Source organism: Streptomyces dangxiongensis, assembly GCF_003675325.1.
In the GTDB taxonomy this organism is placed as follows: Bacteria; Actinomycetota; Actinomycetes; order Streptomycetales; family Streptomycetaceae; genus Streptomyces; species Streptomyces dangxiongensis.
The window spans coordinates 4,909,243-4,932,728 of sequence record NZ_CP033073.1; the positions used below are offsets into that span (position 1 = coordinate 4,909,243).

The window sequence follows — 23,486 nt, forward strand, 5'->3', positions numbered from 1 at the left end:
CCCGGCCGGCCCGGCTGCCGGACCGGACTGTTCCGACGGGCTCAGGGCACCCGATATCCCGTCCTCGGCGAGGGAGGGAGCCCATGAGTACAGCGCAGGCCGAGAGAGGCCGGACCATCACCACCGACATACCCGCCCGGCTGGACCGTCTGCCCTGGTCCCGCTGGCACTGGACCATCGTGATCGGCCTGGGGACCGTGTGGATCCTGGACGGTCTGGAGGTCACGGTCGTCGGCAACATCGCCAGCCGCCTGTCGGAGCCCGGCAGCGGCCTGTCGATCAGCTCCGGGCAGGTCACCGGCACCGCGGCCGCGCTGTACGTGGCGGGCGCCTGCGTGGGGGCGCTGTTCTGGGGCCGGCTGACCGACCGGTTCGGCCGGAAGAACCTCTTCATGATCACCCTGGCGGTGTACCTCGCCGCGACGGCCATGACGGCCGTCTCCTGGGAGGCCTGGTGGTTCTTCCTCTTCCGCTTCCTGACCGGCTTCGGCATCGGCGGCGAGTACGCGGCGATCAACTCTGCCATCGACGAGCTGATCCCGGCGAACTACCGCGGCCGGGTCGACCTGATCATCAACGGCAGCTTCTGGCTGGGCGCCGTCGGCGGCTCCCTGCTGTCCATCGTCGCGCTCGACACCGACCTGCTGGCCGCCGATGTCGGCTGGCGGCTGACCTTCGCGCTCGGCACCGTCCTGGCCCTGGTCATCCTGCTCGTACGACGGCACGTCCCGGAGAGTCCGCGCTGGCTGCTGATCCACGGCCGGGACCGGGAGGCGGAGGACATCGTCACCGGCATCGAACGCCGGGTGGAAGCCGAGAAGGGCGAGCGGCTCCCCAGGCCCGAGGGCGAGCTGGAGATCCGCCAGCGCAAGAACGTGACCTTCCTGGAGATCGCCCGCACCGTCTTCGGCCAGTACCGCAAGCGGGCCGTCCTCGGGTTCTCCCTCTTCGTCGGCCAGGCGTTCCTGTACAACGCGATCACCTTCGGCTTCGGCGCGATCCTGACCAAGTTCTATGACGTGCCCGCCGACCGCACCGGCTACTACTTCGCGGTGATCGCGATCGGCAACTTCTGCGGCCCGCTGCTGCTCGGCAGGTTCTTCGACACGGTCGGCCGCCGGGTGATGATCTCCTCGACGTACATCCTGTCCGGCCTGCTGCTGTTCGGCACGGCATGGCTCTTCGGCCGGGGCTCCCTGAGCGCGGTCACCCTGACCGCCTGCTGGTGCGCGGTGCTGTTCTTCGCCTCCGCCGGCGCCTCCAGCGCCTACCTCACGGTGTCGGAGATCTTCCCGATGGAGACACGGGCGATGTCGATCGCCTTCTTCTACGCCCTCGGCACCGCGGCCGGCGGCATCAGCGGCCCGCTGCTCTTCGCCGACCTCACCAACACCGGCCGGGTCGGCGACACGGTCCTCGCCTTCTCGATCGGCGCGGGGCTGATGTGCGCGGCCGGCCTGGTCGCGGCGGCCCTGGCGGTACGGGCCGAACGCCGCTCCCTGGAGGACGTCGCCCGCCCGCTGACCGCGGTCACCGGCCGGGCGAAGACGGCGGCGTAGAAGGCCGGATCGTCCCGGGGCACGCCTGACACCCCGCGGGCGGTTCGCACACCCCCGTGAACACGGCGAGCCGCACAGCCGGCCCGGCCCGGTCCGCGCCCCCAGCAGGAGCGCGGACCGGGCCGGCGGCACGAGCAGGCCCGGCAGGCCGGTCGTCGGTCCGGGTGTGCGACGGACGGGCGCGCGGTGGACGGGCGCGCGGTGGACGCCGCACCACCACTCCCGGACCGGACGCCGGAGCGGGGCGGTCGCCGGCGAGATGACCGGCAGGAGACCGACGCGATCGCCCCCAGGTCCCGGACCGGTACACAGTCGGCCCATCCGCCGAACGAGTACGGCAACTGCAAGGCCACCGGTGGCGACGGGGCACCGGGGCGGCCGGCAGGCCACTCGCCGCTTCGTCCGCGAGCCCCGCACGCAGCGCGACACCGTCGAGCGGTGGGCCCGCCCCCGGTGCGGGCGGTGTCCGACCCGGCGGTCGCTGTCTAGGCCTTGCGGTCGGCGACGGCCCAGGAGGTGAGGGCGACGGCGCCGGCGACGCCGAGGACGGACGGCCAGGCGCCGACCTTCTTGGCGAGCGGATGGGAGCCGGCGAACGCGGCGACGTACGCGGCGGTCAGCGCGCCCGCGGCCGTCCCGCCCGCCTGCCGCTGCCACTGCCGCGCCGCGGCGGCACCCGCGACGGTCAGGACCACGCCGCCCAACTGCCGCTTCTTCGTCCAGCGGGCGACGCCGTACCCGCCGACGAGCCCGGTCGCGGCGACGACCGCGCTGGGAACCCTGGCCATGAGTGCCTCCTCCTGTGTCCCTGCTGCTGCCCCGAGATCTGCCCCGAGATCTGTCTTGAGATCTGTTCCGAGGCTAGCGCGCGGAAGCCTCGAAAGGCTGAACCTGAGTCGATGCTTGTCAACTTTCCGGCTGAGGGGGTATATAAGAAGTCGTAGGGCATCGCACCCACCTGAAGAGAGGAGTGACCCGTGATGCTCATGCGTACCGACCCGTTCCGCGAACTCGACCGGCTCGCGCAGCAGGTCCTCGGGGCGAACGCCCGCCCGGCCGCCATGCCGATGGACGCCTACCGTTCCGGTGACGACTTCCTCGTCCACTTCGACCTGCCCGGCATCGACCCCGAGTCGATCGAACTCGACGTCGAGCGCAACGTCCTCAACGTCCGCGCCGAACGCCGTGCCGTCGCCCCCGAGGGCGCCGAGATGCTGGTCGCCGAACGACCCACGGGCACATTCACCCGCCAGTTGTTCCTGGGCGAGACCCTCGACACCGAGCGCATCGACGCCTCGTACGACTCCGGGGTCCTGACCCTGCGTATCCCCGTGGCCGAACAGGCCAAGCCGCGCCGCATCCAGATCAGCGGCGGGGGCGGCGGCCGGAAGCAACTCAACGGCTGACGGCGCTCCGGCGAGGCCCGTCCGGGCACTCGCCGCCGCCCACCCCACGCGTCCCGCGGCCCGAACAGGGCCCGGGACGCGCCCCCGCCCACAGCGGCACGAGGGCGTCGCGCCGCCCCGACAGTCCGCACGCAGCGCGCCCCGCACGCCGCAGCCACCCCAGCCCGTACGCCGCGCACGCCACAGCGGCGACAGCCCGGACGCCGCGCGCCCGCACGCCACACCCACCCGCAGACCACCACGACCCGCACCACGGCCGCAAGCCACCACGACCCGCAAGCCACCACGACCGGTACGCCACCCCGGCCGGTACGCCACCCCGGCCGGTACGCCACCCCGGCCGGTACGCCACCCCATGGCACACATCACGCCACATACCTCACATGGGCCGAACTCCCGCTCATGCCGGCCGCATTACGGGGTACCGGGCTTGCGGTGCCCCGAAGCGTTCCGGAGGAGGAGCCAGCACGATGACCGTGACAACCCCGCAGCCGAGAACCACCATCCCCACCCCGTCCCACGCCACGTCCCTGCGCCCCCGCGTCAAGGACGTGACCGAGGACGCCGGCTGGCGGGAGCTGACCGAGGCGGTGCGTGAGGCGGGCCAGTACCCGACGAGGACGGAGGCGGACCACGTCACCCGTACCGTCCTCTCGGCCCTGGGCGGCCACGTCACCGGCGAGGAACGGGTGGCCCTGGCGCAGGCCCTCCCCCTGGAGGCGGGCCGGCTGATCGCCTCCCAGGTCCCCGAGGCCGAGCCCCTGGCGGCCCGTGAGTTCGTCGAGTCGGTGGCGACCCGCATCGAGGGCTCGACCCCCGCGACGGCCCGCTGGGACGTCAGCACCGTCCTGAGCGTCCTCTCGGACCACGTCGGCGAGCCCCTCACCACCCGCGTCCTGTCCCAACTCCCCCCGGGCTACGCCCTCCTCTTCGGCCGAGCGGACCTGGCGGCAGCAGCCTGACCCCAACAGGGCGCCGCCCACACACGCGGCGTCCTGTGGAGCTGGTCAGCCGTCCGGCTGCGAAGAACGAGTGACGGTGTCCAGGAGCAGTCGCCGGACTATCCGGCGGGGTCGGCCCCGAAGGGAATACTCGCCGGTGGCGACAGCTATGGGCTGAGCCGCTGCCAGGTCAAAGGTGACTGATTCGATCCCCGGTGAACAGACTCAGACCATGGTCCCCTTTCCTTTCGGGAGCGACATGCAAGCGGTGGTCGCCGTGGCCCGAGTCGGCCTTCTCGACGCCGCTCCGCTGCTACGGTCGCGCGTATGACACTCTCGGTCTCCCCGGGGCGGACTGTTGATCTGCGAGTGCAACCGGTCGATGGGCTTCTTGATCGCGTCGCGCGATCTCTGCAGGTGCGTTTCCCCCCGGATACGGTGGTGCGCAAGCGCCGTTCCGTGGGAGCCCGGACAGACCGCGAGACCTGGGTCCGCATCGAGCGACGCCTGCTCGACAAGATCACCGATCAAGGATGGAACGGCGCGGAGTGCGCCGCCCGCTTGGATGGCGTCGCCCAGCCGGCATGGCAAGGATGCGTGGTCTGGCGGGACACGAACGAACCGGTGATGTGGCGTGCCGACGAGACTGACCTCCTGCCAGCCCCTCCCGTCGGAAACGCCATTCTGAGTGAGGCCCCGGAACTCCCGGACGAGTGGTGGGATGGGTTGAACGCATCCCTGGACGCGCTGGCAACGCACCGGACGAGGCGGGTCGCCACACCCGACACTGAGACCATCACCCAGGCGTCGGTCACGGAGACCATCCGAGCTGTCTTTCCCGGCGACTTCGATACGACCGTCCAGTGTTGGGTGCCTGCCCACGCCGACCTGAACTGGGCCAACGTAACGGCCCCGGTGTTCAGTCTGTTCGACTGGGAGGACTGGGGGAACGCCCCGCAGGGACTGGACTCCGCCTCGCTGTGGGCGAGCTCGCTTGCCGTCCCGTCTCTGGCCGATCGCGTACGGCAGGAGCGTCGGCATGACTTCGAGAGCCGGGACGGCAAGCTGATGACGCTGTTCGTCTGCTCGAAGATCCTCGGGCTTCACGCGCACCCTGAGGATCCTCGGTTGGAGCCTGCACAGCGCATGGCCGAGCAGGTCATCGAGGAGCTTCAGGCGGACTGATCACGCGAGCGGTCGCGGAGGAGCTTCCGGTACTCCTGGACGGTCCGCTCCTCCACCTGGCCCGCCAGGGCTCCGACGAGTTCCCCCAGGTGGGTCGGCTTGTCGGTGCCCACGGCTATGGAGTCGACCCCCGGGAGGTGGTAGGCGGCTCTGAAAGCTGCCTGGATGCGGGAGAGCCGGCCGCCGTCCTGGAGGAAAAGGCGCGGGTCCAGCCTGTCCCACACCGAGGCACTGGTGCTGCTCCCAAAGGGGCTCATCCCCCAGACCTCGCCAGACCCCAGATTCCACGCATTGATGAGGGTGTCCGCCGCGTCCAGCGTTCTGGCGCCGACCAGCAAGCCGGCGCGCACCATGAGAACCGATGGCCTCGGCACGGTCACCTCGACCAGGCTCAGCAGCGGGGACGGATCCCACGACGCGACCCCCCAGGCGCCGCACAGCCCCTTTTCTTTGGCGTCATCCAGGGCGGTGCACGCCGCTGCTAGCAGATCCTGGTTGTGCGGGGCGGCTTTCCGCAGCGAGTGTTCCGGGTTGTGCAGGAACACAAGGTCTGGCTCCCGTCCGAGGTCCTTGGCCGCCTTTTCCACGGCCAAGTTCAGCCGCGTGGGATCCAGGGAGTGCACCGCCCCGTCGGGCCCCGCGAAGTAGCCGACCTTTGTGGAGACCGTGAACTTCGGCAGCAGGTCACTGGCTGTCCGAGCCAGGATCTGGTGCGAGCGGAAGCCGAGGTAGTTGGTGCTGGTGTCGAGTGCGGCGACGCCCAGGTCCAGCGCGCCGGTCAGGAGCCGGCGTTCGTGACGAGACCGGTGTAGCCCGAGGACAACTCGGGGGTCAGGACCGCGCACAGCTCCTCCTCCACCAGGATCTCAGCGACCTCTGCCACTTCGGCCCCGACGAGGGCCGCGGCCTGTTCCAGCACGACCGGCCTGCCGCTCAAGAGCAGACGCAGCGCCGGCAGGGCCTTGGCCGCGAGGGTCACCTTCTTCCCCGAGGTCAAGACGTCGACGGCCTCCCCGCTCTCCTGGATCCGGGGAGGGAAGTGTGTAGTGCACACCACGGAGTCGAGCGGCCCGAGGGTGCCGAGGAACGGCACATGCCGAGGCAGTGTCGTTTCCTGCTCGTACGCGGCCAGGTAGGCGGCCGGGGAGCGCTCGCCGAGCAGTGTCGTGGCGGCCTCGGTCAGAGACGCGTTGTCGGGAACGTGCCAGCGGTCCAGATCGTGCCTGAAGATCTCGTGCTCGCGGCTCCAGTCGGCAAGCCAGGCGAGCCAGCTGGCGCCGGTGCGTTTGGTGATGCCGAACGTGACGTGGAGGCTCTTCCCCGAGCCGCTGCCGGTCCTGGTCGCCTGGTGCCAGTGGCCTCGGGGGATGTGCATGACGTTGCCGGTCCTCATCACGCCGGACCAGATGATCTCGTCGCTCGGGGTGTTGTTGGGGTCGGAGTCCCGGTACATGGGGACCTTGCGGGAAGCCGCGCGCACCTCCCACTCCTTCTCGCCTGCGAGTTGCACGATCACGACGTCGTGGTCGTCCCAGTGCAGGGGGAAGCCGGCGGCGTCGTTCGTTGTCAGGTATGCGTTGACCTGCACGCGCTCATGGGACCACCACTGCAGCGCCCGGCACGCGACCTCCATCGTCGGGTCGAAGACGTTGGCCTGGTCGAGGATGAGCGTCGCGCCTTCTCGAAGGAGGTTCCCTAGGCTGCGCATGTTGACCATGGGGATGCTCTGGCCCCGAGGGCTGACGCTGTCGGTGTAATAGACGGCCGGGTGCACCTCCACACCGTTCTGAAAGCACCGGAACTGCGGGCGATGCAGGCTCCTGCGCATGGCGATGTCGAGCAGCCGGTTGGGGGTCAGGAGGCGGGAGAGGAGTGCGGGGTCGTCCAAACTGCCCCGCGCGAAGCTCTTGCCCAGTTCCTCGGCTCCGCTCCACCCGAGTGCTGTCTCGATCGCGTTGATCAGCCGATGTTCCATCGCTGTGCCTCCAAGGGTGTGGTCACCTGATGCGGACACGGCGGGGCCGGCACGGCCAGTTGTGCCGGCCCCAGCCGCTTGGTGCGTGCCTACTCGCTGTCGTGCAGGTTGCCGTCGCCGCCGGGCCACGGCGCGTCGCCGGAGCTTCCGGCGTTGTCGGACCGGAGGCTGTCGTACCGGTCGTGGACGGCGGTCAGCTCTTCGACCGCCATCAGCAGCCCGCTATGGGCCGGAGGCAGTGCTGTGCGCTCTTCCACCTCGTGCTCCTTCCTCTTCGGGTCTCCCGCCGGGGCTCCGGGGGGAGGTCATGGCCGTCTCACGGCCGTGGGAGAGATGGATTTCCGTGAGGCGGCGGTAATTGGGCGGCCCAGTGAGCCGCAGCTCTGTGCCTACGGCCAGGCGGCCCGGCCGATCATCGCCAGGACGGCTGCGTCCTGGCGCATGTTGGCTTCCAGGACGTGCTGGTCCAGTTCGTACAGGCACGCGCGGCACGCGAAGAGAGCCGCGTGCATGCCGCTCGACCGGACGGGCCCGATCCACGTCACCTCGACGTCGTCACGGCCGCACCACAGCCAGCACTCGCCATGCGCCTGCCACTCATGCCGGTCCCACAGCGCATAGGCCGTCGGCTCGCCGGTGACGGGGTCGATGTCGCGGCGGATGGGGCGGAAGACCACATCGCGCTCCGGAGACAGAGCCGCTCGTACTGCGTGCCTCCCCATCAGGCAATCGCCATCGTCAGCGACTTGGGGCTCGGCCCCATCCCGGTGCTTGGCCCACATCGCGAATAAGCCACGCGGTCCAGCGGCAGCCGTGCTCGGCTCCACCGCCATGGGCAGTGCCATCTCGGCCCATACCCGCTTACCGGCGCCAGCGGGCTCCCAGGAACAGCGCGCCGAGAGTAGTCGGACCAACGCCAAGCCACGCCCGTTCTCGTCGTCCGCTTGGGCAGACCCGGTCCGCGGAACCGACGGGTCGCCGTCCAGGACATCGATCAGCAAGCGACCGGGCCGGTTGAACACGGTGACGGTGGTCGGCCCCGCCCCGTGGACCACGGCGTTGGTGATGAGCTCCGAGGCGACGAGTCGGATGGCGTCGGCGGTCTCCTCGTCCAGCGGCACACCCCATGCACGTACCTTGTCGACGATCTCGCGCCGAGCCGGGGGCACCTCGGATTCGATACCCGCGAGGACGAACCGATGGACGAGCGTGGGCATGGCGGACGCCTCCGAAGAGCTGGAGAGCGGCTCCATCCCCGACGGGGGGCACAGGAATGGAGCCGCCGATCTGAGGAGCCGCTCCGCGAGCGTTCAACTGAACTCGCTCGCCGGCGGCTGATACTCAGTCAACGGCGGTGCGCCGGCCCACCGGAACGTTTCTAGGGGGTTTCTCCTGGGGACGCCCTCCCCGTACTCGGACACGCGAAGGTAGCCTTCCAACGACGCCTTGAGGGGACGACAGGAGTGATGACGTGCCTACCGAGCCGGTAGCAGTCCACCCGCTGACCTTCCTCCTCCAGACGTGTGGATGGGGCAAGGCCGAATTCGCCCGGCTCATGCAGGACCATGGGCGGAAGCTCGGTATCCCGCTGGCGACCAACCGGACGACTGTATGGAAGTGGGCACAGGGCCAGGAGCCGGAAGCGGACGCCCAGCGCGTCCTCGCCGACCTGCTGGGCGTCCCATACGAGCAGGCATGTGCGGAGGGATGGCCCCGCTGGCTCCCTGTCTGGGAGGTAACCGGGCTCACCGCTCCCTGGACAGAGGCCGGTACCGTCGAGGCATTGTCCGACCTGGTGGGGAGCGGATGGACGGATCGCAGAGGCGTCCTCACCATCACAGGAGCCGCCCTGACCGGTCTCGCGGCGAGCTGGGTGGACGCGCCCTCCGCCATAGCCGCGGCGCTCAACGGTGACCAGGTCACGGACACGATGATCTCGACGATCGAGCAGCGCATCAGCACCCTCCGCACGCTCGACGACCAGCTTGGCGGCGCTCGACTGCTGGAACAGGCACGAGGCGACCTGGCTCTGGTCACCGGTCTCCTCGGCGGTGGCCGCTATACCGACAAAGTCAGGCTCCGGCTGTACGCGCTGGCGGCCCGCGTGTCGCACCTGACCGGATGGATGGCCTACGACGCCGGCCTACGATCCGCAGGGCAGCGCTATTACGTCGGTGCCCTGCGCAGCGCCCGCACCGCCGGCGACGACGCCTTCGGCGCCTTCATCCTCGCGGAGATGGGCGTGCACGTCTCCGAGGCCGGGCGCGCCGCCGAGCGTGTCGACCTCATCTCGACCGCCATCGACAACGCGCCACGCTCTCTGTCGCCCTGGACCCAGTCGTTCCTCTACCTGCACAAGGCAGAGGCGCTTTCACGCGACGGCGGCCACCGCGAGGCGGGCACGGCACTCAACCGTGCCACCTCCCTGTGGGAGCGTCACGTGACGGACGAGAACCCTGACTGGCTCGACTGGTTCGGCGAGGCACAACTGCGGTCGACCGAGGGAAAGGTCCTGTTGCGCTCGGGGCAGGTGGAACGCGCGACCAGTTCCCTGGAGACTTCCGTGACGAGAGCCGCCCCCCGGGACAAGGCAGTACGGTCAAGCCGTCTGGCTGAGGCGCGACTTGCTGGCGGTGACCTGGAGGGTGCGTTGGACGCCGCGAACTACGGCGCCGAACTGCTGGAGGACAGCGTCAGCTCCATTCGGGCCCTTAACCGCCTCAAGGAATTCTCCACACGGCTGGAGCCGCACAAGTGCGTTCCCTCCGTCCGCGAGTTCCGCGAGCGCCTGCAGGAACTGTCCGTCGCCGTTTGATGGCTACCGCCTGAACACCGGGGACGAGCCGTCTCGTGAAGAGGGCTGCAAGACTGCCAGGATGGCCGACATGACGACGATCTACGGTGAGGTGGCCCCCGGGTTCGAGCCAGTGCGGGCGGCGTTCATGGAGAACTTCACCCGGCACGGGGACCTCGGCGCGGCGGTGTGCGTGTACCGGAACGGCCGACCGGTGGTGGACCTGTGGGGTGGCGTGGCCGACGCCGAAACCGGTCGTCCCTGGACACGGGACACGCTGCAACTGGTCTACTCGGCGACCAAAGGAGCGACCGCCACCGCCGTGCACATGCTGGCCGAGCGTGGAGCACTCGACCTGGACGCACCTGTCGCGAAGTACTGGCCGGAATTCGCCGCGAACGGCAAGGCGGACATCCCTGTGCGCTGGCTCCTGTCCCACCAGGCCGGCCTGGTCGCGCTGGATCAGCCGGTGCCGTTGCAGGAGGCACTGTCCTGGCACCCGATGGCGGCAGCACTGGCCGCTCAACGGCCCCTCTGGACTCCGGGCACAGCGCACGGATATCACGGCCGGACCTGGGGCTGGCTGGTCGGCGAGGTGATCCGACGGGTATCCGGCCGCTCACCGGGCCGCTTCTTCGCCGACGAGATCGCCGTTCCACTCGGCTTGGACTTCTTCATCGGCTTGCCCGCCGACGAACGCAACCGAGTCAGCCGCATGGTGTACCAACGGCCGGACGTCGACCTCACCACCCTGCCCACCGAGTCGGTTCCCGAGGACCTCCGCGAACAGGTCGCCGCCTGGCGGGACCCGAACTCATTCAGCAACAGGGCGTACGCGGTCACCGACCCGCCTGAGATCGACTTCGACTCACCGGAGGTACAGGCCGCGGAGCTCCCCGCCTCCAACGGCATCAGCACCGCACGTGCTCTTGCGCGCATGTACGCCGCGCTGATCGGCGAAGTGGACGGAGTGCGTCTGCTCTCCCCGGCCGCCCTGGCGCCGGCGACCGAGGAGCAGGCCAGCGGCAAGGACCAGGTCATGCTCATCCCGAGCCGCTTCAGCGCCGGATACATGCTGCCCACCGAGACCAACCCGATGATCGGGCCAAGCTCTTTCGGTCACACCGGCCGAGGCGGGTCGCTCGCCTTCGCCGATCCGGAGCACGGTGTTGCCTTCGGGTACGCGATGAACAGCATCATCGGAGGAATTGACGATGTCCGTGCTGCATCTCTGGTCGACGCGGTGCGAAGGTCACTTGCCTAGAGGTTGTCCCGTATGGGGTGTGAGTTATCGGATGAGGGCCATGTTGTGCAGCCGGGCGATGCCGAGCATGGCCTGGTGAACTCCGTCGCCCTTGAGTCGGCAGTCTCGCAGGATCTTCCAGTTCTTCAGCCGCGACAAGGCGTGTTCGACCCGTGCACGGGCCCGGCGATGGACGGCGTTCTCTGCTTCCTGCTGTGGGCTGAGGCGGCTCTGACCTCGTCGTTTGCGGTGCGGGATGAGGAGACCGGTGCCTTGGTAGCCGCCATCGGCGATGGTCGGGGCTCCGCGGCAAGCCCGGTCGACGCCGGATACCGTGAAGGCCCGGCAGTCGTTGCGGCTGCCGGGCAGCGGGAGGCCGATGGCCACGACCAGGCGGCTGTTGGCGTCGATGACAACCTGCAGGTTGGTCGAGTACCGGTAGTTCTTGCTCGAGGACGCGATGGTGCGGTCACGGGTGGGCACCAGGGTGCCGTCGACGATGTAGACGGTGTCCTTGCGTGGCCGGCGGGCCGGGGAGACCGCCAGCAGCGGTGCGAGGTGGTCGAGGATCCTGTCAGCCGCGGACTTCGAGACTCCGAACAACGGCGCCACCTGCCGCAACGTGAGGTTCGTGCGCCAGTACGTCGCCACCAGCAACACCCGATCTTCAAGCGACAGCCGCCACGGCCGGCCACGCTGAACATCGCCACCGCGACGCCGTACGAGTGCCACCAGCCTGGCGAACTGCACCTCGGTCAGACCCGCAAACGGCTCGATCCACTTCGGATCACCTGCTGAGATCACCCCACCCATGCCCAGCCAACGCACCAACCGCACCACCGGTTACGGGACAACCTTTAGCCTCGCGCTTTCACGTGGCGGGCTGCCCGATGGCTGATCAAATGAGCGAGGAGTGCATCTGACCTGGGGCGATGGTACTTGTCTAGGGTCTTGCTCGTCGTCAGGGAAGGGGCACTCCTCAGGTGAAGTGGACCGCTGCCGGAGGCCACGACTTGAACGGCAGCCTTCGACCTGGCTCAGCTGCCCTATAAGGCGGAAGCGGACGCGGCCTGACGTGCATCAAGGGCACCACTGGCAGCGGTGGGTGTATTTGTGTGCCGCCGGCGGGCTACCTCAGAGCCGCCCGCAGTACGGCGCCGGCGTCGTCCACCGCTCCTTCCTCATGCAGCTCCATTGCAACTGCCATGACAGGCCGGTCTGCCTGGTCTCGGCTATAGACGTGGATCAGGTTGTCTGCCAGGTGATCTCGTTTCTGCTGTCTTAGCTCCACTATCACCAGCGCGGTCTCGGCCGGGGTCAGCAGTTCAATCGTGCCCCTGTGGAGGAGACCGAGAGCTTCGTTCTCCTTCCCGGCAGCGTCCAGCTCCCCGGCCCGTGCCGTCAGCTGGCGTGCTGCGGTCACTTCTTGCTTGCTCCGCTGCCGGTCCCTCTGCCGACGGGGGACCGGCAGCGGAGTCCGGGAAGCCTTGGCCATCGCCAGACGTACCTGCAGGCCGGCCTCGATGGTCTCCATGGCCTGCATTTCGGCCCGCAGGGCGGCCATTCTCTTCCGGAGATCCGCTACCTCGGCGACGCTCTCCTCCTGTTCCTTCTGGTAGGCCACGCATGAGGGGCAGGGGGCGTTGAGCTGCTGGGTGAGCGAATCGATTCGCTCACCCAGCTCAACGCACTGCTGGCAGCCACGCCTCTCGCCCTCCGCACTGGTGCGAAGATCCTGCAGGGCTTCAAGGGTGACGCCGAGGTCATGGCCGGTGGTGGCTGCCTCCGAATGAGCCGCTTTGTACAGGTCCTTGATGAAGACTGGGCTGGGGATTCGCGGATCGGCGAGGCTCACGAACCGTGACAGGGACGTCGGATTGCTGTGCAGGAGCTTTGCCAGCTCTGCCTGAGTTCGCGGTTTACTGCCGGATTCGGCAGAGCCCGTCGCTTGCAGCAGGCACAACAACGGCTTGATGTGCCTCACAAGCCGCCACTTCCGTGGGCGACGGCTGGCGTCGAGCGGTCTGTCCAACCAACCCTGCGCGGGTGGGTGGCTTCCCCCTGATGTCATGTGGTTCTGCCTTCCTGAGCTGTACAGATGCCAACAAGAAGCATGTCCGCGAGGCTTGTCCCCGGTCGGGCAATTGTGCCCGACCCGCCTGGACCGAACACCCCTACAGCGCTTGCTTTTTGACGAGCCGACTTGCCATTTTGCGAGCAAGTCAAGCGCGGGAAACTTGCTTGACCCGAGCAAGAGCGAAAAGGCTGGACTTCCTTCCCGAGCATGGTGTGAGCTGCTTCATGAGCCGCTGAGGAGCGAAAGCTGCGGAGTACGAGGCTTGAGTGCGCACCGGCCGAAGCGGCCGCTGCATGTTCCACAAAAGCGACAGCGTGTCCGAAGGGCACGTTCTGGCGAGTTGACGGAGGCTAGTGATGGAAGAATTCCCGTCCTATCAGGACAAGAAGTTCGGGACCATGGTGCGGGCTGCACTGTGGTTGCTCACTGCGGTGGGAGAGGGCGAAGTTTTCACCAAGGCGCAGCTGCGCGAGGCGTTTCCGGATGTCTCGCAGATCGACCGGAGGCTCCGCGACCTGCGGGACCACGGCTGGCGCATCGATACGAGCCGAGACGACCCGTCCCTGCACCAGCAGGAACAGAGGTTTGTGACCCGAGGCGCTGACGTCTGGATCCCCGGCAAGTCGAAGGCGCCGAAGCACAAGACCAGTTTGACCCCCGCCCAGCGTGCGAAGGCCCTCCGGGATGACAACCACCTGTGCCGGTCGTGCGGCGTCGGGGCCGGCGAGGCGTACGAGGATGGCGGTGGAATCGAGCTTGCCAAGCTCAACGTATCCCGGCGTAAGGTGCTCCACTCGGACGGAACTGTCGAGCACCAGCTCGTCACCGAGTGCAAGAGGTGCGGGGCCGGGGGTGGCGCTGACCGGGAGGCCGACCTTGGAGCGCTGCTGGGACTCGTGAGGTCGCTGGCTCCACTGGAGCAGCGCCTGTTCGCCAAGTGGATCGACGCCGACCAGCGTTCATTCAGCCCGCTGGAAAAGGTGTGGGGCATCTACCGGACGCTGCCCGAGGAGTCGCGTGCGGCGGTGGCCCAGGCCATTGATGACATGGCCGGCTGATCCGGAGCGACCGGCAACAGCGGCTGAAGAGACCGGCGACAGAGAGGGAAGGGGAGAGACATGGTGCGGGAGTTCCCGCCGCCGCCGCGTGCGGAACAGTTCAGTGAGCTGATCAAGAAGAGGGTGGAGGAGGCCAAGGCCGCTGGAGGCACCCGGGAGACTGTGACGGTCGACTGGAACGGGCAGCAGATCCATGTCGACGTGGTGGACCTTCCGCTGGCCGACCTCTATCTCAACCCTGGTACACACAGAATTCGAGCCCAGCGCACCCACAAGCCTGACCAGGACCGGAACCTGGACACGGATCCCTTCGGAGAGGCCGGCCAGGACTACCTGCGCTGCCTGCTGCAGGCCATGCCGTCCGACCCGGAGCTGCGGGACCCCGCCTTCGACAAGCTGAAGGACGACCTCCGGGAGTTCGGCCAGAACGACCCTGGGCTGGTCACCCATCACGGCGTACTGGTGAACGGCAACACGCGCGCCGTCGCGTTGCGAGAGCTCGGCAAGCAGTCGATGCGGGTGGGAGTACTCCCCTCGTCGTTCACCCAGGCCGACATCGACGCCGTGGAGCTGGCGCTTCAGCTTCGCCAGGATCAGCGGCGCGATTACTCGTACATCAACAGGCTGCTCGCCATGGAGGAACAGGCTGCGCTGGGCCGGACACCTGAGCAGATCGCCAAGGAATTCCGGATCCGGACCGCGACGTACCACCAGGAGCGGTGGATCCTCAGCGTGATCAAGGAGCTGAACGACCGCAGCGCGAGCGGCGGGGGCGTCGCGCTGCGACTGGTGGACTGGGAGGGCGCGCAGGAGCGTCTCAAGGAACTCCAGCGACTTTACGTGAAGTTGGAGAACCTGGACCGAGACCAGGCCGAAATCCTGAAGGAGCGCCGTCTGGCGGCGATCCTGCTGCACTTTTCCAAGACGGACGTGCGTCACATCGACGAAGTGTTCCTGGAGGAGGCGTATCTGGAGAAGGTACTGCCGGCAGAACTGGCAGAGAGCCCCATGGCTGCACAGCCGGAGTCGGTTTCCATCCCCGGGCTGGACCTTGACGTGCCGGCTGCTTCGTCGGCTGTGTCGGCGGCCCGCGCTTTGAACGACCGCATCCTCCGGGCGGCCGCCACTGTTCGCAATACGACGGCGGGACTGCCTGACAGCGAGAAGGCTTCGGCCCAGGCACTGCTCGACCAGGCCAGGGAAGCCTTCGACAGGGCGATCGACAGTCACGGTCGAGACGCGCGGATCCGCAAGCGCAAGCAGCTCGCGCCGGCCCGGCTCGCGGACGCCTGCGCGAGCATTGACCAGTGCGTCATCGAGCTGGTCCAGGCCCGTACTTCGAACAGCCTGGACGAGGAGGCCTTCGACGAAGCCGTGCTCAAGCTCCAGAGCAGCCTGCGCAAGCTCGCTCAGCAGGCCGGACGCGGCATCCCGAACCCCGGCGACGGCGTCTCCTGGCTTCTCGCTGCTGCCACCGCGGAGGGCACCCGGTGACGGAAACGTCCCTGCATCTGGGGTTCGACGACTCGCGTACCCGTGTGGTCCTGCGGACTACCGACCAGTACCGGCAGGACCTCGTCCAGCTGGCCGCCCGGTTCCGTACCGGCGGTCAGCTAGGCCCGCTCTCTGCCTCGTTGGCGCTGGACGACCTCCTCGCGAACCTGCCCGTCCTCAGCAGCTGGCCCAACCCCGCCGGTGTCGAGTGGGCTCCGGAACTCCGGAACCTCGTATCCGGTGTGGTCAAGGACTCCAGGCTGGTCGAGGAGCGGCTGGCCGGTTCCGGAGCACGCCCGGAGGTCGCCGCAGATGACGTGCTGAGCATGCTCGGAGGCATCTGGAAGGAAGACCTCAACGCCTTCCAGCGCCGGGACGTCGCCAAGCTGCTCTCGCTCGGGCACGGGGCGAACTTCAGCGTCCCCGGCGCCGGCAAGACCCGTGTCGCGCTCGCTGTGTACGCCGCCCAGCGGGCTCAGGGCAGCGCCAGCAGACTTTTGGTTGTCTGCCCTAAGTCAGCGTACGAATCGTGGCGGTACGAGACCGCCGTCTGCTTCAGCTACCCGTTGCGCACCCATGTGCTTGACGGTTCCCTGGATGAGTGGGCCGAGGTCCTCATCGTCAACTACGAGCGTCTGGACCGCTCGTTGCCGTTGCTCGCGAACTGGCTGAAGTCCGCCCCTTCGATGATCGTCCTTGATGAAGCCCACCGGATGAAGCTCGGTGCGCGCGGCACGTACGGTGCCGCATGCATGGCGCTGGGCCCGCTTGCGGAACGCCGGCTAATCCTGACTGGTACGCCTGCGCCGAACGGCTCCAAAGACCTGGAGAACCTGCTGGGTTTCGTCTGGCCGGGCCACGGGCAGCGCACGGTGACCCGGGCGGTGGCGGGCGGGGACCTTGCCTACGCGAGTACGGTCCTGCGGCCGCTGTTCACTCGGACAACCAAGCAGGAGCTCGGCTTGCCGCCCATGACCCTGCGGATGCGCTACGTCGAGATGCCGGACCTGCACGCCGAGATTTACAGCTCGCTGGTGGGCGGCATGTCCAACGGCACCGCACGCGACGATCTCAGCGCACTCGGCAAGACGGCGCTGCGTCTGCTGATGGCGGCGACCAGTCCAGCTCTGCTGCTGGAGGGGGCCACCAGGTATGAGCCACTGGCTTACCAGCTTCCTCCGCTCGAGATCCCGTCCGGCAGCTCGCTGTATTCGCTGATGCAGAACCTTCCGGACTATGAGCTGTCCCCGAAGTACAAGGAAGCGCTGGCGATCATTGCTGAGAACGCCGCACAGGGACGCAAGACGTTGGTCTGGACGACCTTCGTGCGCAGCCTGACAACCTTGGCGCTGATGCTGGAGAAGTACAGCCCCGCGGTCGTGTACGGCGGTACGCCTGACCGGGATGAGCAACTGCGCCGTTTCCGTGAGGATCCGAGTTGCATGGTGCTGATCTCGAACCCAGCGACTCTGGGCGAGGGGATCAGCCTCCATCACGTGTGCCACGACGCGATCTACGTGGACAGGGATTTCATGGCCGGCCGCTTCCTCCAGAGCCTCGACCGGATCCATCGCTTGGGCCTCGCACCAGACGCGGAGACCCGTGTCACAGTGCTAGCCGCCCGAGGCACTATCGACGAGGTGGTCGAGATACGGCTCGACCAGAAGCTGGAGTTCATGGGCAAGATCCTTGACGATCCCACAGTGCAGCAGCTTGCAGACCTTGAGGAGGAGCCGGCAGTCGCGGCAGGACTGGCACCGAGCGACATGGAGGCCTTGCTGCGCCACATGGGCAGCCGCTGACGCCGACGGTCGGACTTACTGGCCCCCGGCCGTATCGGGCGGGGGCCAGGAGGTCTGAGTAAATGGGAGACTCATGGGACCAAGGGACCAAGGGTCAGCGCATGAGCAATGACTCTGGGACACTTGATGTCGGTTTGAGTCACTTCCGGGAGGAGCGCCATGCGCCCCAGCGGCCGCGAGCGTCCGCAGTTCACCTCGCCCCTGACCTCCGTCGAGATCTGTGCGGGGGCAGGCGGGCAAGCTGTGGGGCTGCATACGGCAGGTTTTGATCACTTGGCTCTCGTTGAGTGGGATGCGCATGCCGTTGAGACCCTGAAGGCCAACGTCGCAGGCTGGCCCGGATGGGACGAGCAACGGGCCCAGAGGCTCACGCCGATGGACGTGAAAGAGTTTTTGGGCTCAGCAGTTCATGATGGTCTGCCTGTAAAGTCGGGCACGCTTGATCTCCTGGCGGGCGGCGTGCCGTGTCCGCCCTTTTCCCTCGCCGGAAAGCGGTTGGGAAAGGATGATGAGCGGGATCTCTTCCCGGACGCGCTCAAAATCATCGATGAGCTGAGGCCTAGAGCTGTCATGATTGAGAATGTCCGCGGCATTCTTGAGCCCCCCGAGTTTTTCATTGACTATCGCAGGGACATTCTGAACACGCTGCGATCCTATGGGTATGTAGTGCCCAGGGTTGAGGACCATTGGTCAGCGGAGAAGCAGGATTACGTCATGCGCAGCGTCTGGCGCAGGATGGATGCGAAGTTCTTCGGTGTTCCCCAGTTGCGTCCCCGTGCCATTTTGGTTGCGATTCATAAGGATGCTCTGGACGGAAGCCCTGTTGAATTCCAATGGCCTCTCAGGCTCCATGATGCAGAGGTGACAGTGTTCGATGCTCTCGACGAGAGCATGAAGGAGCGCTGCCGGAAATTCTGGAATAAAAATGAGGATGGAGCGCCCGCCGAACGCGGCGAACGAACAGGTGCGGCCATCTATCAAGACTGGCGTGACGCTGCTCAGAGGGCTAAAGCTGCAGGCCGGGGTATCGCACCCACTCTCGTGGGAGGGTCACGGAAACATGGTGGTGCTGACCTTGGACCTACGCGTGCCAAGCGGGCGTGGGCGGCACTCGGTGTGGACGCGATGGGCCTGGCGAACGATCCGCACGAGTGTGACCCGAAACGCGATCTCTTCAGGCCGGCTGGTCCGATGCTAACGGTTCAGCAGGCGGCCGTGGTACAGGGGTTCCCGCAAGGCTGGAAATTCCAAGGCAGGAAGACAGCTCGCTACCGCCAGGTTGGTAACGCCTTCCCTCCGCCGGTTGCGGAAGCGGTGGGAAGGGCTATCGCCGCCGTTCTGCGCCCGGAGGCTCGTAACGAGTTGCTCCGGGATTATGTGATGGATACCGGTGACGGCGGAAGTGAGTCCATGCCTACTGAGCAGATGGTGTTTCCGGTTTAAGGTCCCGCGGTTTCGATCGGCGCTCAGCTACTGTTTCTGCGATCTGCTGGGCGCATGTTTCCGACGGCTCGTGTTCCCAAAAGCGGAGGACGAGCCATCCCGCTTCCTTCAGTCGCTGATCGGTGTCGCGATCGCGCCGTATGTTGCGCATGACCTTTTCGGACCAGTAGTCGGAGTTGGTCTTTGGTGGGACGTAGTGTTCCGGGCAGCCATGCCAGTAACAGCCGTCGATGAAGACAGCCACTTTAACGCGCCGGAACACCATGTCGGCTGTGCGGCGCAGGTCCGGCAAGGGCCGGGCGGCCACCCGGTATCGGAGTCCTTGGGCGTGGACAAGCCGACGGATCAGCTTCTCGGGCTGTGTGTCACGGCTGCGGATCGCTTGCATGTTGCGCCGACGTGCCGCTGACGAGGCCCAGGAACCTTCGGGGGCTTTCCACTCAGAAGCTTCAGACACATCGAAGAGGGTAGTCCGGCGCCAGACGGCGTGGGACAGGCGGCCTTACGGAGGGATGCGCCGCCCACGGAGGCAGACACGGGCCACGCGCTTCCTGATCAGGTCGTACTCCCGTGGACCGCGTCGGGGGCGCTTCACTCCGCTGTGTCTCGCGGCCACCTTTCACCCGGCCCGCTCGCCCCGGGAAGGAGCGAGCGGGCGGCTCGGACACGGGCAGACCAGGCCGGTGGGCCGGAGGCTGGCTGAGTAATGGCACGGGAAGGCGGCGCGCATACGCCGAGTGGGGCACGGTGGGTGAGGAAGGCGGCCGGGCGGTCTGCCTAACAGTCTTTGCCTGGCTGTGTCAGGTACTCGTCCCGTGACACTCCGCATAGCCCGATCCCGTCCCGCACCAGCACTCCGCCCCCCGCTGTGGCGGCCAGGCGATGGCTCGGCCGCGGGCTGCCAGGGTCGTCGCGTACTGGGGGAGGAGCGTGGTGTCCTCCGGTGAGGTGCCCTCCGACGCCGCGAAGGCCTCGTAGGAGGGGACCGTGCCGGTCACGATGCCCAGGTTGGCCGTGCCGGAGGAGGCGAGTTCGCGCAGGGAGGTCTCTATGGTCGACAGGTGGGTCTCGTGGGAGGGGTATTCCGAGGTCAGGGTCGGATACGCCGAGAGCAGCTCGGCCAGTTCGGGGGCCGGCCAGTGGAGGACGGCCACCGGGAAGGGGCGGGAGAGCGCCTCGCGGTAGGCGCCCAGCTCCGCGCGGAGGCGGGAGATCTCCGCCGCCAGTTCGGCCGGGTTGTCCGAGCCCAGGGACCACACGCGCTTCGGGTCGTGGAGTTCGTCCAGGGTGACCGGGGACGTGTGGAGGGTGTCGGCGAGGGCGTCCCAGTCGTCGTGGGGGAGGCCCCGCATGCGGCGGACGCGGTGGCGGCCGTAGAGGAGGGGGTGGGTGGAGGGAGCGGGCTCGGCCGCGTCCGTCAGCAGGAGGCGGGCCGCTTCGGTGAACGTCTCCTCCGCCGCCTCCAGCTCGTCGTGGGCCTCCAGTGCCTCCGCGATGATCACCCAGGGCGCCGGGTCGCGCGGGGCCGACGTGCGCAGGCCCTCGATGATCGCCCGTGCCTCCTCCGCCTCGTGGTCGTACTCCCACAGGTTCGACGCCTTCAGGGCACGGACCAGGGCAGGGTTGTCCAGGCCTTGGGCGGACGACAGCAGGCGGTCGTAGAGAGCGGTCGCCGCGGGGCGGTCGCCGGACAGCTCCAGGTGGGCCGCCGCCCGGAGGAGGAGGACCTCGGCGTCCTCGGGGTACAGGCCGGCGGTCCGCTCCAGGCGTGCCGCTTCGGCGGTGTGGTCGACGTTCTCGGCAGGCGTGTCGGGGCGCATGGGGGACACCGTACTGCCGGCCGGTGACGGAGGTGAGGTGCGGTGGGGCCGTGGAGGAGGACAGGGGCTGCCTGGGAGGGGACTTCCGGCCGATGCGCGGATGCGGTCGTACGGTGACGCCGTCCACCTCGAGTGTCCTGTTATGAGGAGGGGGAGGATTCCCCTCCGGCTCGGGTACGGGGGCGACGCGCCCCGACCTGAGAAGCCCGCCCCCCGTCGGTTACGCCGCCCGTTCCCGTAGTCCCAGTACGGTCGCCGCGCCCGTCACCGCCAGCCCCGCCGACACCAGCAGGGCGAGGTTCGCGCCGTGGGACAGGTCGCCGGACGAGGTGGCGAGGGCGATGGTCAGGGCCACGCCGGCGCTGGAGCCGATGTAGCGGAAGGTCTGCTGGGCGCCGGAGCCCATCGCGGCCCGCTCGCGGGGCACGGACTCGACGGCGAGCAGGGGCAGGGCCCCGTTCAGCAGGCCGCTGCCGATGCCGCCGGTGATCAGGCCGGGCAGCAGGCGGGTCCAGGAGCCGGAGCCGACGGCGCCGAGCATCGTGACGACGGCGATCGCGTGCAGGGCGAAGCCGAGGGCGAGTTGGACCCGCGGGGAGACGCGGCCGGCCAGGTGCTTGACCTGGAGGGCGACCACGAAGCTCAGGCCGGCCCAGAGCAGGAACAGCCAGGCGGTGCCGAGCGGGGAGAGGTGCAGCGCCTGCTGCAGCAGTGCCGGCAGGAAGCTGAACAGGCCGATCACCGCGAGACCGGTGAACAGGGCGCCCGCGGAGGAGGCGAGGAAGCGGGGGCGGCGCAGCAGGCCGAGGTCGATCATCGGGGTGCCGGTCCGGCGTTCCACCGCGACGAACACGGCGACCAGCGAGGCGGCCGCGGCGAGGAGCAGGCCCACCGGGGCGCGCAGCCAGCCGTCGCGGCCCAGTGTCAGGGCCGCGATCAGGGCCACCAGGGCCAGCCCGAAGGTCAGGGCGCCGAGGATGTCCGGCCGGCCGCCGCGCGGGGCACGGGACTCGGTCAGCGCCCGGCCGCCGAGCGCGGCCACGAGGAGGGCGGCGGCGCCCAGGACGCCGTAGACCGTCCGCCAGTCCGGCAGGGCGCCCCCGATGAGCGGGCCGACCGCGATGCCGCCGCTGACGAAGGCGCCCCAGACGCCGGTGGCGTGCAGCCGGCCGCGCGGGCTCGGGAAGGCGTGCACGAGCAGGCCGAGGCTGCTGGCCAGCAGGGCCGCACTGGCCGCGCCCTGGGCGACGCGGGCGAGGGTGAACAGCCAGGTCGACGTGGTGAGGGCGCCGAGGGCGGTGGTGAGGCCGAGGGCGACGGTGCCGGCGAGGAAGACCCGGCGGCGGCCGTAGTCGTCGGCGAGGCTGCCGGCCACCAGCAGGAGCGCGGCGAGGCCGAGCGGGGTGCCGTTCAGCAACCAGGCCTGGGCGGACAGCGGGGTGTGCAGGGTGGCCGCGGTGTCCGGGAGCGTGACCATCGGGGCGGTGTACGTCATCAGGGCGACGGCGGTGGCGGCGCTGGTCAGGGCGAGGGTGGCGCGGGGGCGCGCGGGGGCGTCCGGAGCGGTGGTGCCGCGTACGGCCGCGGGGGTGGTCGCGTCGAGACCGGTCATGGCCTGTCCTGTCCTGTCCGTACGAGGCCTCCGCCCTGTCCGCCGAGGCCTGCGGGCTGTCGATTCGGTCAGTGAACCGACCTGTCGACGTCACCGTAACACCACAGGTTCATTCATTGAACCTACTTCTGTCGGATGGCTACAGTGGACGGCATGGCACTGGGCAAGGACTACGCGACGCAGGAGTGCGCCGTCGCCCGCGCGCTGGAGGTCGTCGGCGAGCGGTGGACGCTGCTCGTCGTCCGCGACGCGATCTACGGCGTCCGGCGCTACAACGACTTCCTCGTCCACCTCGGCATCCCGCGCGCCGTCCTCTCGGCCCGCCTCAGGACGCTCACCGAGGAGGGGGTCCTCGAAAGGCGCCGCTACCAGGAGACGCCGCCCCGGGACGAGTACGTCGTCACCGAGCGCGGCATCGCCCTCTGGCCCGCGCTGCGCGCCCTCGGCCAGTGGGGGCGCGAGTACGTCGACGACACCCGGCAGCGCTCGTTCCGGCACGCGGACTGCGGCGGGGACGTCGGGCCGTACGGAATGTGCGCGGGGTGCGGAACTCTCGTGCCGGTCCCGGACGTTGTCATGGTGCCGGGGCCGGGACTCGATCCCGCGCCGGCGGATCCGGTGAGCAGGGCGCTGCTGCGGCCGAAACGGCTGCTGGAGCCCCTGGCGCCGGATCCGGTGCAACCGGCATACTGAAGAAGGCCGACGAAGATCGGCTGAAAAGGTGGAAGGGGGGAGTGTCGATGCGCAGCCGAGCCGTCGTCACGCGTCCCCTCGTCCTCGCGTCGGTCCTCGTGCAACTGCTGCTGCTCCAGGCCGCGTTGCTCGGCACCGGCGGCCTGACCACCGCCGTCGCCCTCGCCGCGACCGCCACCGTCGCCGCCGGCCTCGCCGTGAGCGCCCTGCTCGCCGCCCGCGGCGTCCCCGCCGTGCTCCCCACCCGCGTCCGCGAGGCGATACGCGACCGGGCCCGCCGTACGGCCTTCCTGCCCCAGCGCGACCCCGACGCGCGCGGCCGGCGGCGGCCCAGAGCGCCGGGATGCGCCGGTCCGGCGACCGTCGCGTAGGGCACGTTCTCCC

The 23,486-nt window shown here is 68.6% G+C and carries 22 protein-coding genes; 12 read left to right on the forward strand and 10 right to left on the reverse strand.

Annotation, left to right across the window (positions count from 1 at the left end; all coding sequences use genetic code 11):
* Window positions 1–83: 83 nt before the first annotated feature.
* Entirely contained in the window at window positions 84–1,559 is a 1,476-nt protein-coding gene (locus D9753_RS22070) for an MFS transporter (protein ID WP_121788554.1), read from the forward strand.
* A 485-nt stretch (window positions 1,560–2,044) separates the two neighbouring features.
* Here the strand turns inward: D9753_RS22070 and D9753_RS22075 are convergent, their stop codons facing one another.
* Window positions 2,045–2,347: a hypothetical protein gene (locus tag D9753_RS22075; RefSeq protein WP_121788555.1), complete on the reverse strand. Its 303-nt coding sequence runs from the start codon at window positions 2,345–2,347 to the stop codon at window positions 2,045–2,047.
* Between the two features lie 192 nt (window positions 2,348–2,539).
* Here D9753_RS22075 and D9753_RS22080 point away from each other — a divergent pair, with 192 nt between their 5' ends.
* The 3 genes from D9753_RS22080 to D9753_RS22090 all read left to right on the forward strand — a co-directional run bounded on the left by D9753_RS22080 (window position 2,540) and on the right by D9753_RS22090 (window position 5,091).
* Window positions 2,540–2,965: an Hsp20/alpha crystallin family protein gene (locus tag D9753_RS22080; RefSeq protein WP_205614412.1), complete on the forward strand. Its 426-nt coding sequence runs from the start codon at window positions 2,540–2,542 to the stop codon at window positions 2,963–2,965.
* Window positions 2,966–3,435: 470 nt separating this feature from the next.
* Window positions 3,436–3,927: a DUF2267 domain-containing protein gene (locus D9753_RS22085; protein WP_121788557.1), complete on the forward strand. Its 492-nt coding sequence runs from the start codon at window positions 3,436–3,438 to the stop codon at window positions 3,925–3,927.
* A 306-nt stretch (window positions 3,928–4,233) separates the two neighbouring features.
* On the forward strand, window positions 4,234–5,091 hold the full coding sequence (locus D9753_RS22090) for a hypothetical protein (protein WP_121788558.1): 858 nt from the start codon (window positions 4,234–4,236) through the stop codon (window positions 5,089–5,091).
* Here the strand turns inward: D9753_RS22090 and D9753_RS22095 are convergent.
* From D9753_RS22095 to D9753_RS22105, 4 genes are all read right to left on the reverse strand, one after another.
* Window positions 5,079–5,936: an aldo/keto reductase gene (locus D9753_RS22095; protein ID WP_121788559.1), complete on the reverse strand. Its 858-nt coding sequence runs from the start codon at window positions 5,934–5,936 to the stop codon at window positions 5,079–5,081. The genes D9753_RS22090 and D9753_RS22095 overlap by 13 nt on opposite strands.
* Window positions 5,870–7,066, reverse strand: coding sequence for a JmjC domain-containing protein (locus D9753_RS22100; protein ID WP_121788560.1), 1,197 nt, complete (start codon window positions 7,064–7,066; stop codon window positions 5,870–5,872). The genes D9753_RS22095 and D9753_RS22100 overlap by 67 nt, the downstream gene beginning before the upstream one ends.
* 89 nt (window positions 7,067–7,155) lie before the next feature.
* Entirely contained in the window at window positions 7,156–7,323 is a 168-nt protein-coding gene (locus tag D9753_RS36640; protein WP_163010549.1) for a hypothetical protein, read from the reverse strand.
* A 132-nt stretch (window positions 7,324–7,455) separates the two neighbouring features.
* Window positions 7,456–8,283, reverse strand: a complete 828-nt coding sequence (locus tag D9753_RS22105) for an ATP-binding protein (RefSeq protein ID WP_205614228.1) — start codon at window positions 8,281–8,283, stop codon at window positions 7,456–7,458.
* Between the two features lie 254 nt (window positions 8,284–8,537).
* On the opposite strand from D9753_RS22105, the gene D9753_RS22110 reads away from it, so the two are divergent.
* Together D9753_RS22110 and D9753_RS22115 are read left to right on the forward strand one after the other, a co-directional pair.
* Window positions 8,538–9,881, forward strand: a complete 1,344-nt coding sequence (locus tag D9753_RS22110; protein WP_121788562.1) for a transcriptional regulator — start codon at window positions 8,538–8,540, stop codon at window positions 9,879–9,881.
* 70 nt (window positions 9,882–9,951) lie between these two features.
* Window positions 9,952–11,124, forward strand: a complete 1,173-nt coding sequence (locus D9753_RS22115) for a serine hydrolase domain-containing protein (protein ID WP_121788563.1) — start codon at window positions 9,952–9,954, stop codon at window positions 11,122–11,124.
* A gap of 24 nt (window positions 11,125–11,148) precedes the next feature.
* On the opposite strand, the gene D9753_RS22120 is transcribed toward D9753_RS22115, so the two are convergent.
* A complete protein-coding gene (locus tag D9753_RS22120) occupies window positions 11,149–11,916 on the reverse strand; it encodes a transposase (protein WP_121788564.1) in 768 nt (255 codons plus the stop codon).
* A gap of 316 nt (window positions 11,917–12,232) precedes the next feature.
* Window positions 12,233–13,087, reverse strand: coding sequence for a hypothetical protein (locus D9753_RS22125; protein ID WP_121788565.1), 855 nt, complete (start codon window positions 13,085–13,087; stop codon window positions 12,233–12,235).
* Between the two features lie 449 nt (window positions 13,088–13,536).
* Here D9753_RS22125 and D9753_RS22130 point away from each other — a divergent pair, with 449 nt between their 5' ends.
* The 4 genes from D9753_RS22130 to D9753_RS22145 all read left to right on the forward strand — a co-directional run bounded on the left by D9753_RS22130 (window position 13,537) and on the right by D9753_RS22145 (window position 18,977).
* On the forward strand, window positions 13,537–14,238 hold the full coding sequence (locus tag D9753_RS22130) for a hypothetical protein (protein WP_121788566.1): 702 nt from the start codon (window positions 13,537–13,539) through the stop codon (window positions 14,236–14,238).
* Between the two features lie 60 nt (window positions 14,239–14,298).
* Complete coding sequence (locus D9753_RS22135) at window positions 14,299–15,732, forward strand: ParB N-terminal domain-containing protein (protein ID WP_121788567.1); 1,434 nt, start codon at window positions 14,299–14,301, stop codon at window positions 15,730–15,732.
* Window positions 15,729–17,534 carry a DEAD/DEAH box helicase gene (locus D9753_RS22140; protein ID WP_121788568.1) on the forward strand — a complete coding sequence of 602 codons (1,806 nt, stop codon included), beginning with the start codon at window positions 15,729–15,731 and terminating at the stop codon, window positions 17,532–17,534. The genes D9753_RS22135 and D9753_RS22140 overlap by 4 nt, the downstream gene beginning before the upstream one ends.
* 159 nt (window positions 17,535–17,693) lie before the next feature.
* Window positions 17,694–18,977, forward strand: coding sequence for a DNA cytosine methyltransferase (locus D9753_RS22145; protein ID WP_121788569.1), 1,284 nt, complete (start codon window positions 17,694–17,696; stop codon window positions 18,975–18,977).
* Here D9753_RS22145 and D9753_RS22150 read toward each other — a convergent pair.
* The 3 genes from D9753_RS22150 to D9753_RS22160 form a co-directional block, all read right to left on the reverse strand.
* On the reverse strand, window positions 18,949–19,434 hold the full coding sequence (locus D9753_RS22150; RefSeq protein WP_240468239.1) for a very short patch repair endonuclease: 486 nt from the start codon (window positions 19,432–19,434) through the stop codon (window positions 18,949–18,951). The genes D9753_RS22145 and D9753_RS22150 overlap by 29 nt on opposite strands.
* 343 nt (window positions 19,435–19,777) lie before the next feature.
* Window positions 19,778–20,797, reverse strand: a complete 1,020-nt coding sequence (locus D9753_RS22155) for a tetratricopeptide repeat protein (RefSeq protein WP_121788571.1) — start codon at window positions 20,795–20,797, stop codon at window positions 19,778–19,780.
* A gap of 220 nt (window positions 20,798–21,017) precedes the next feature.
* Entirely contained in the window at window positions 21,018–22,409 is a 1,392-nt protein-coding gene (locus D9753_RS22160) for an MFS transporter (protein WP_121788572.1), read from the reverse strand.
* A 153-nt stretch (window positions 22,410–22,562) separates the two neighbouring features.
* Here D9753_RS22160 and D9753_RS22165 point away from each other — a divergent pair, with 153 nt between their 5' ends.
* Window positions 22,563–23,102 carry a winged helix-turn-helix transcriptional regulator gene (locus D9753_RS22165; protein ID WP_205614229.1) on the forward strand — a complete coding sequence of 180 codons (540 nt, stop codon included), beginning with the start codon at window positions 22,563–22,565 and terminating at the stop codon, window positions 23,100–23,102.
* Between the two features lie 47 nt (window positions 23,103–23,149).
* Complete coding sequence (locus D9753_RS22170; protein WP_121791223.1) at window positions 23,150–23,473, forward strand: DUF6412 domain-containing protein; 324 nt, start codon at window positions 23,150–23,152, stop codon at window positions 23,471–23,473.
* Window positions 23,474–23,486: the final 13 nt, after the last annotated feature.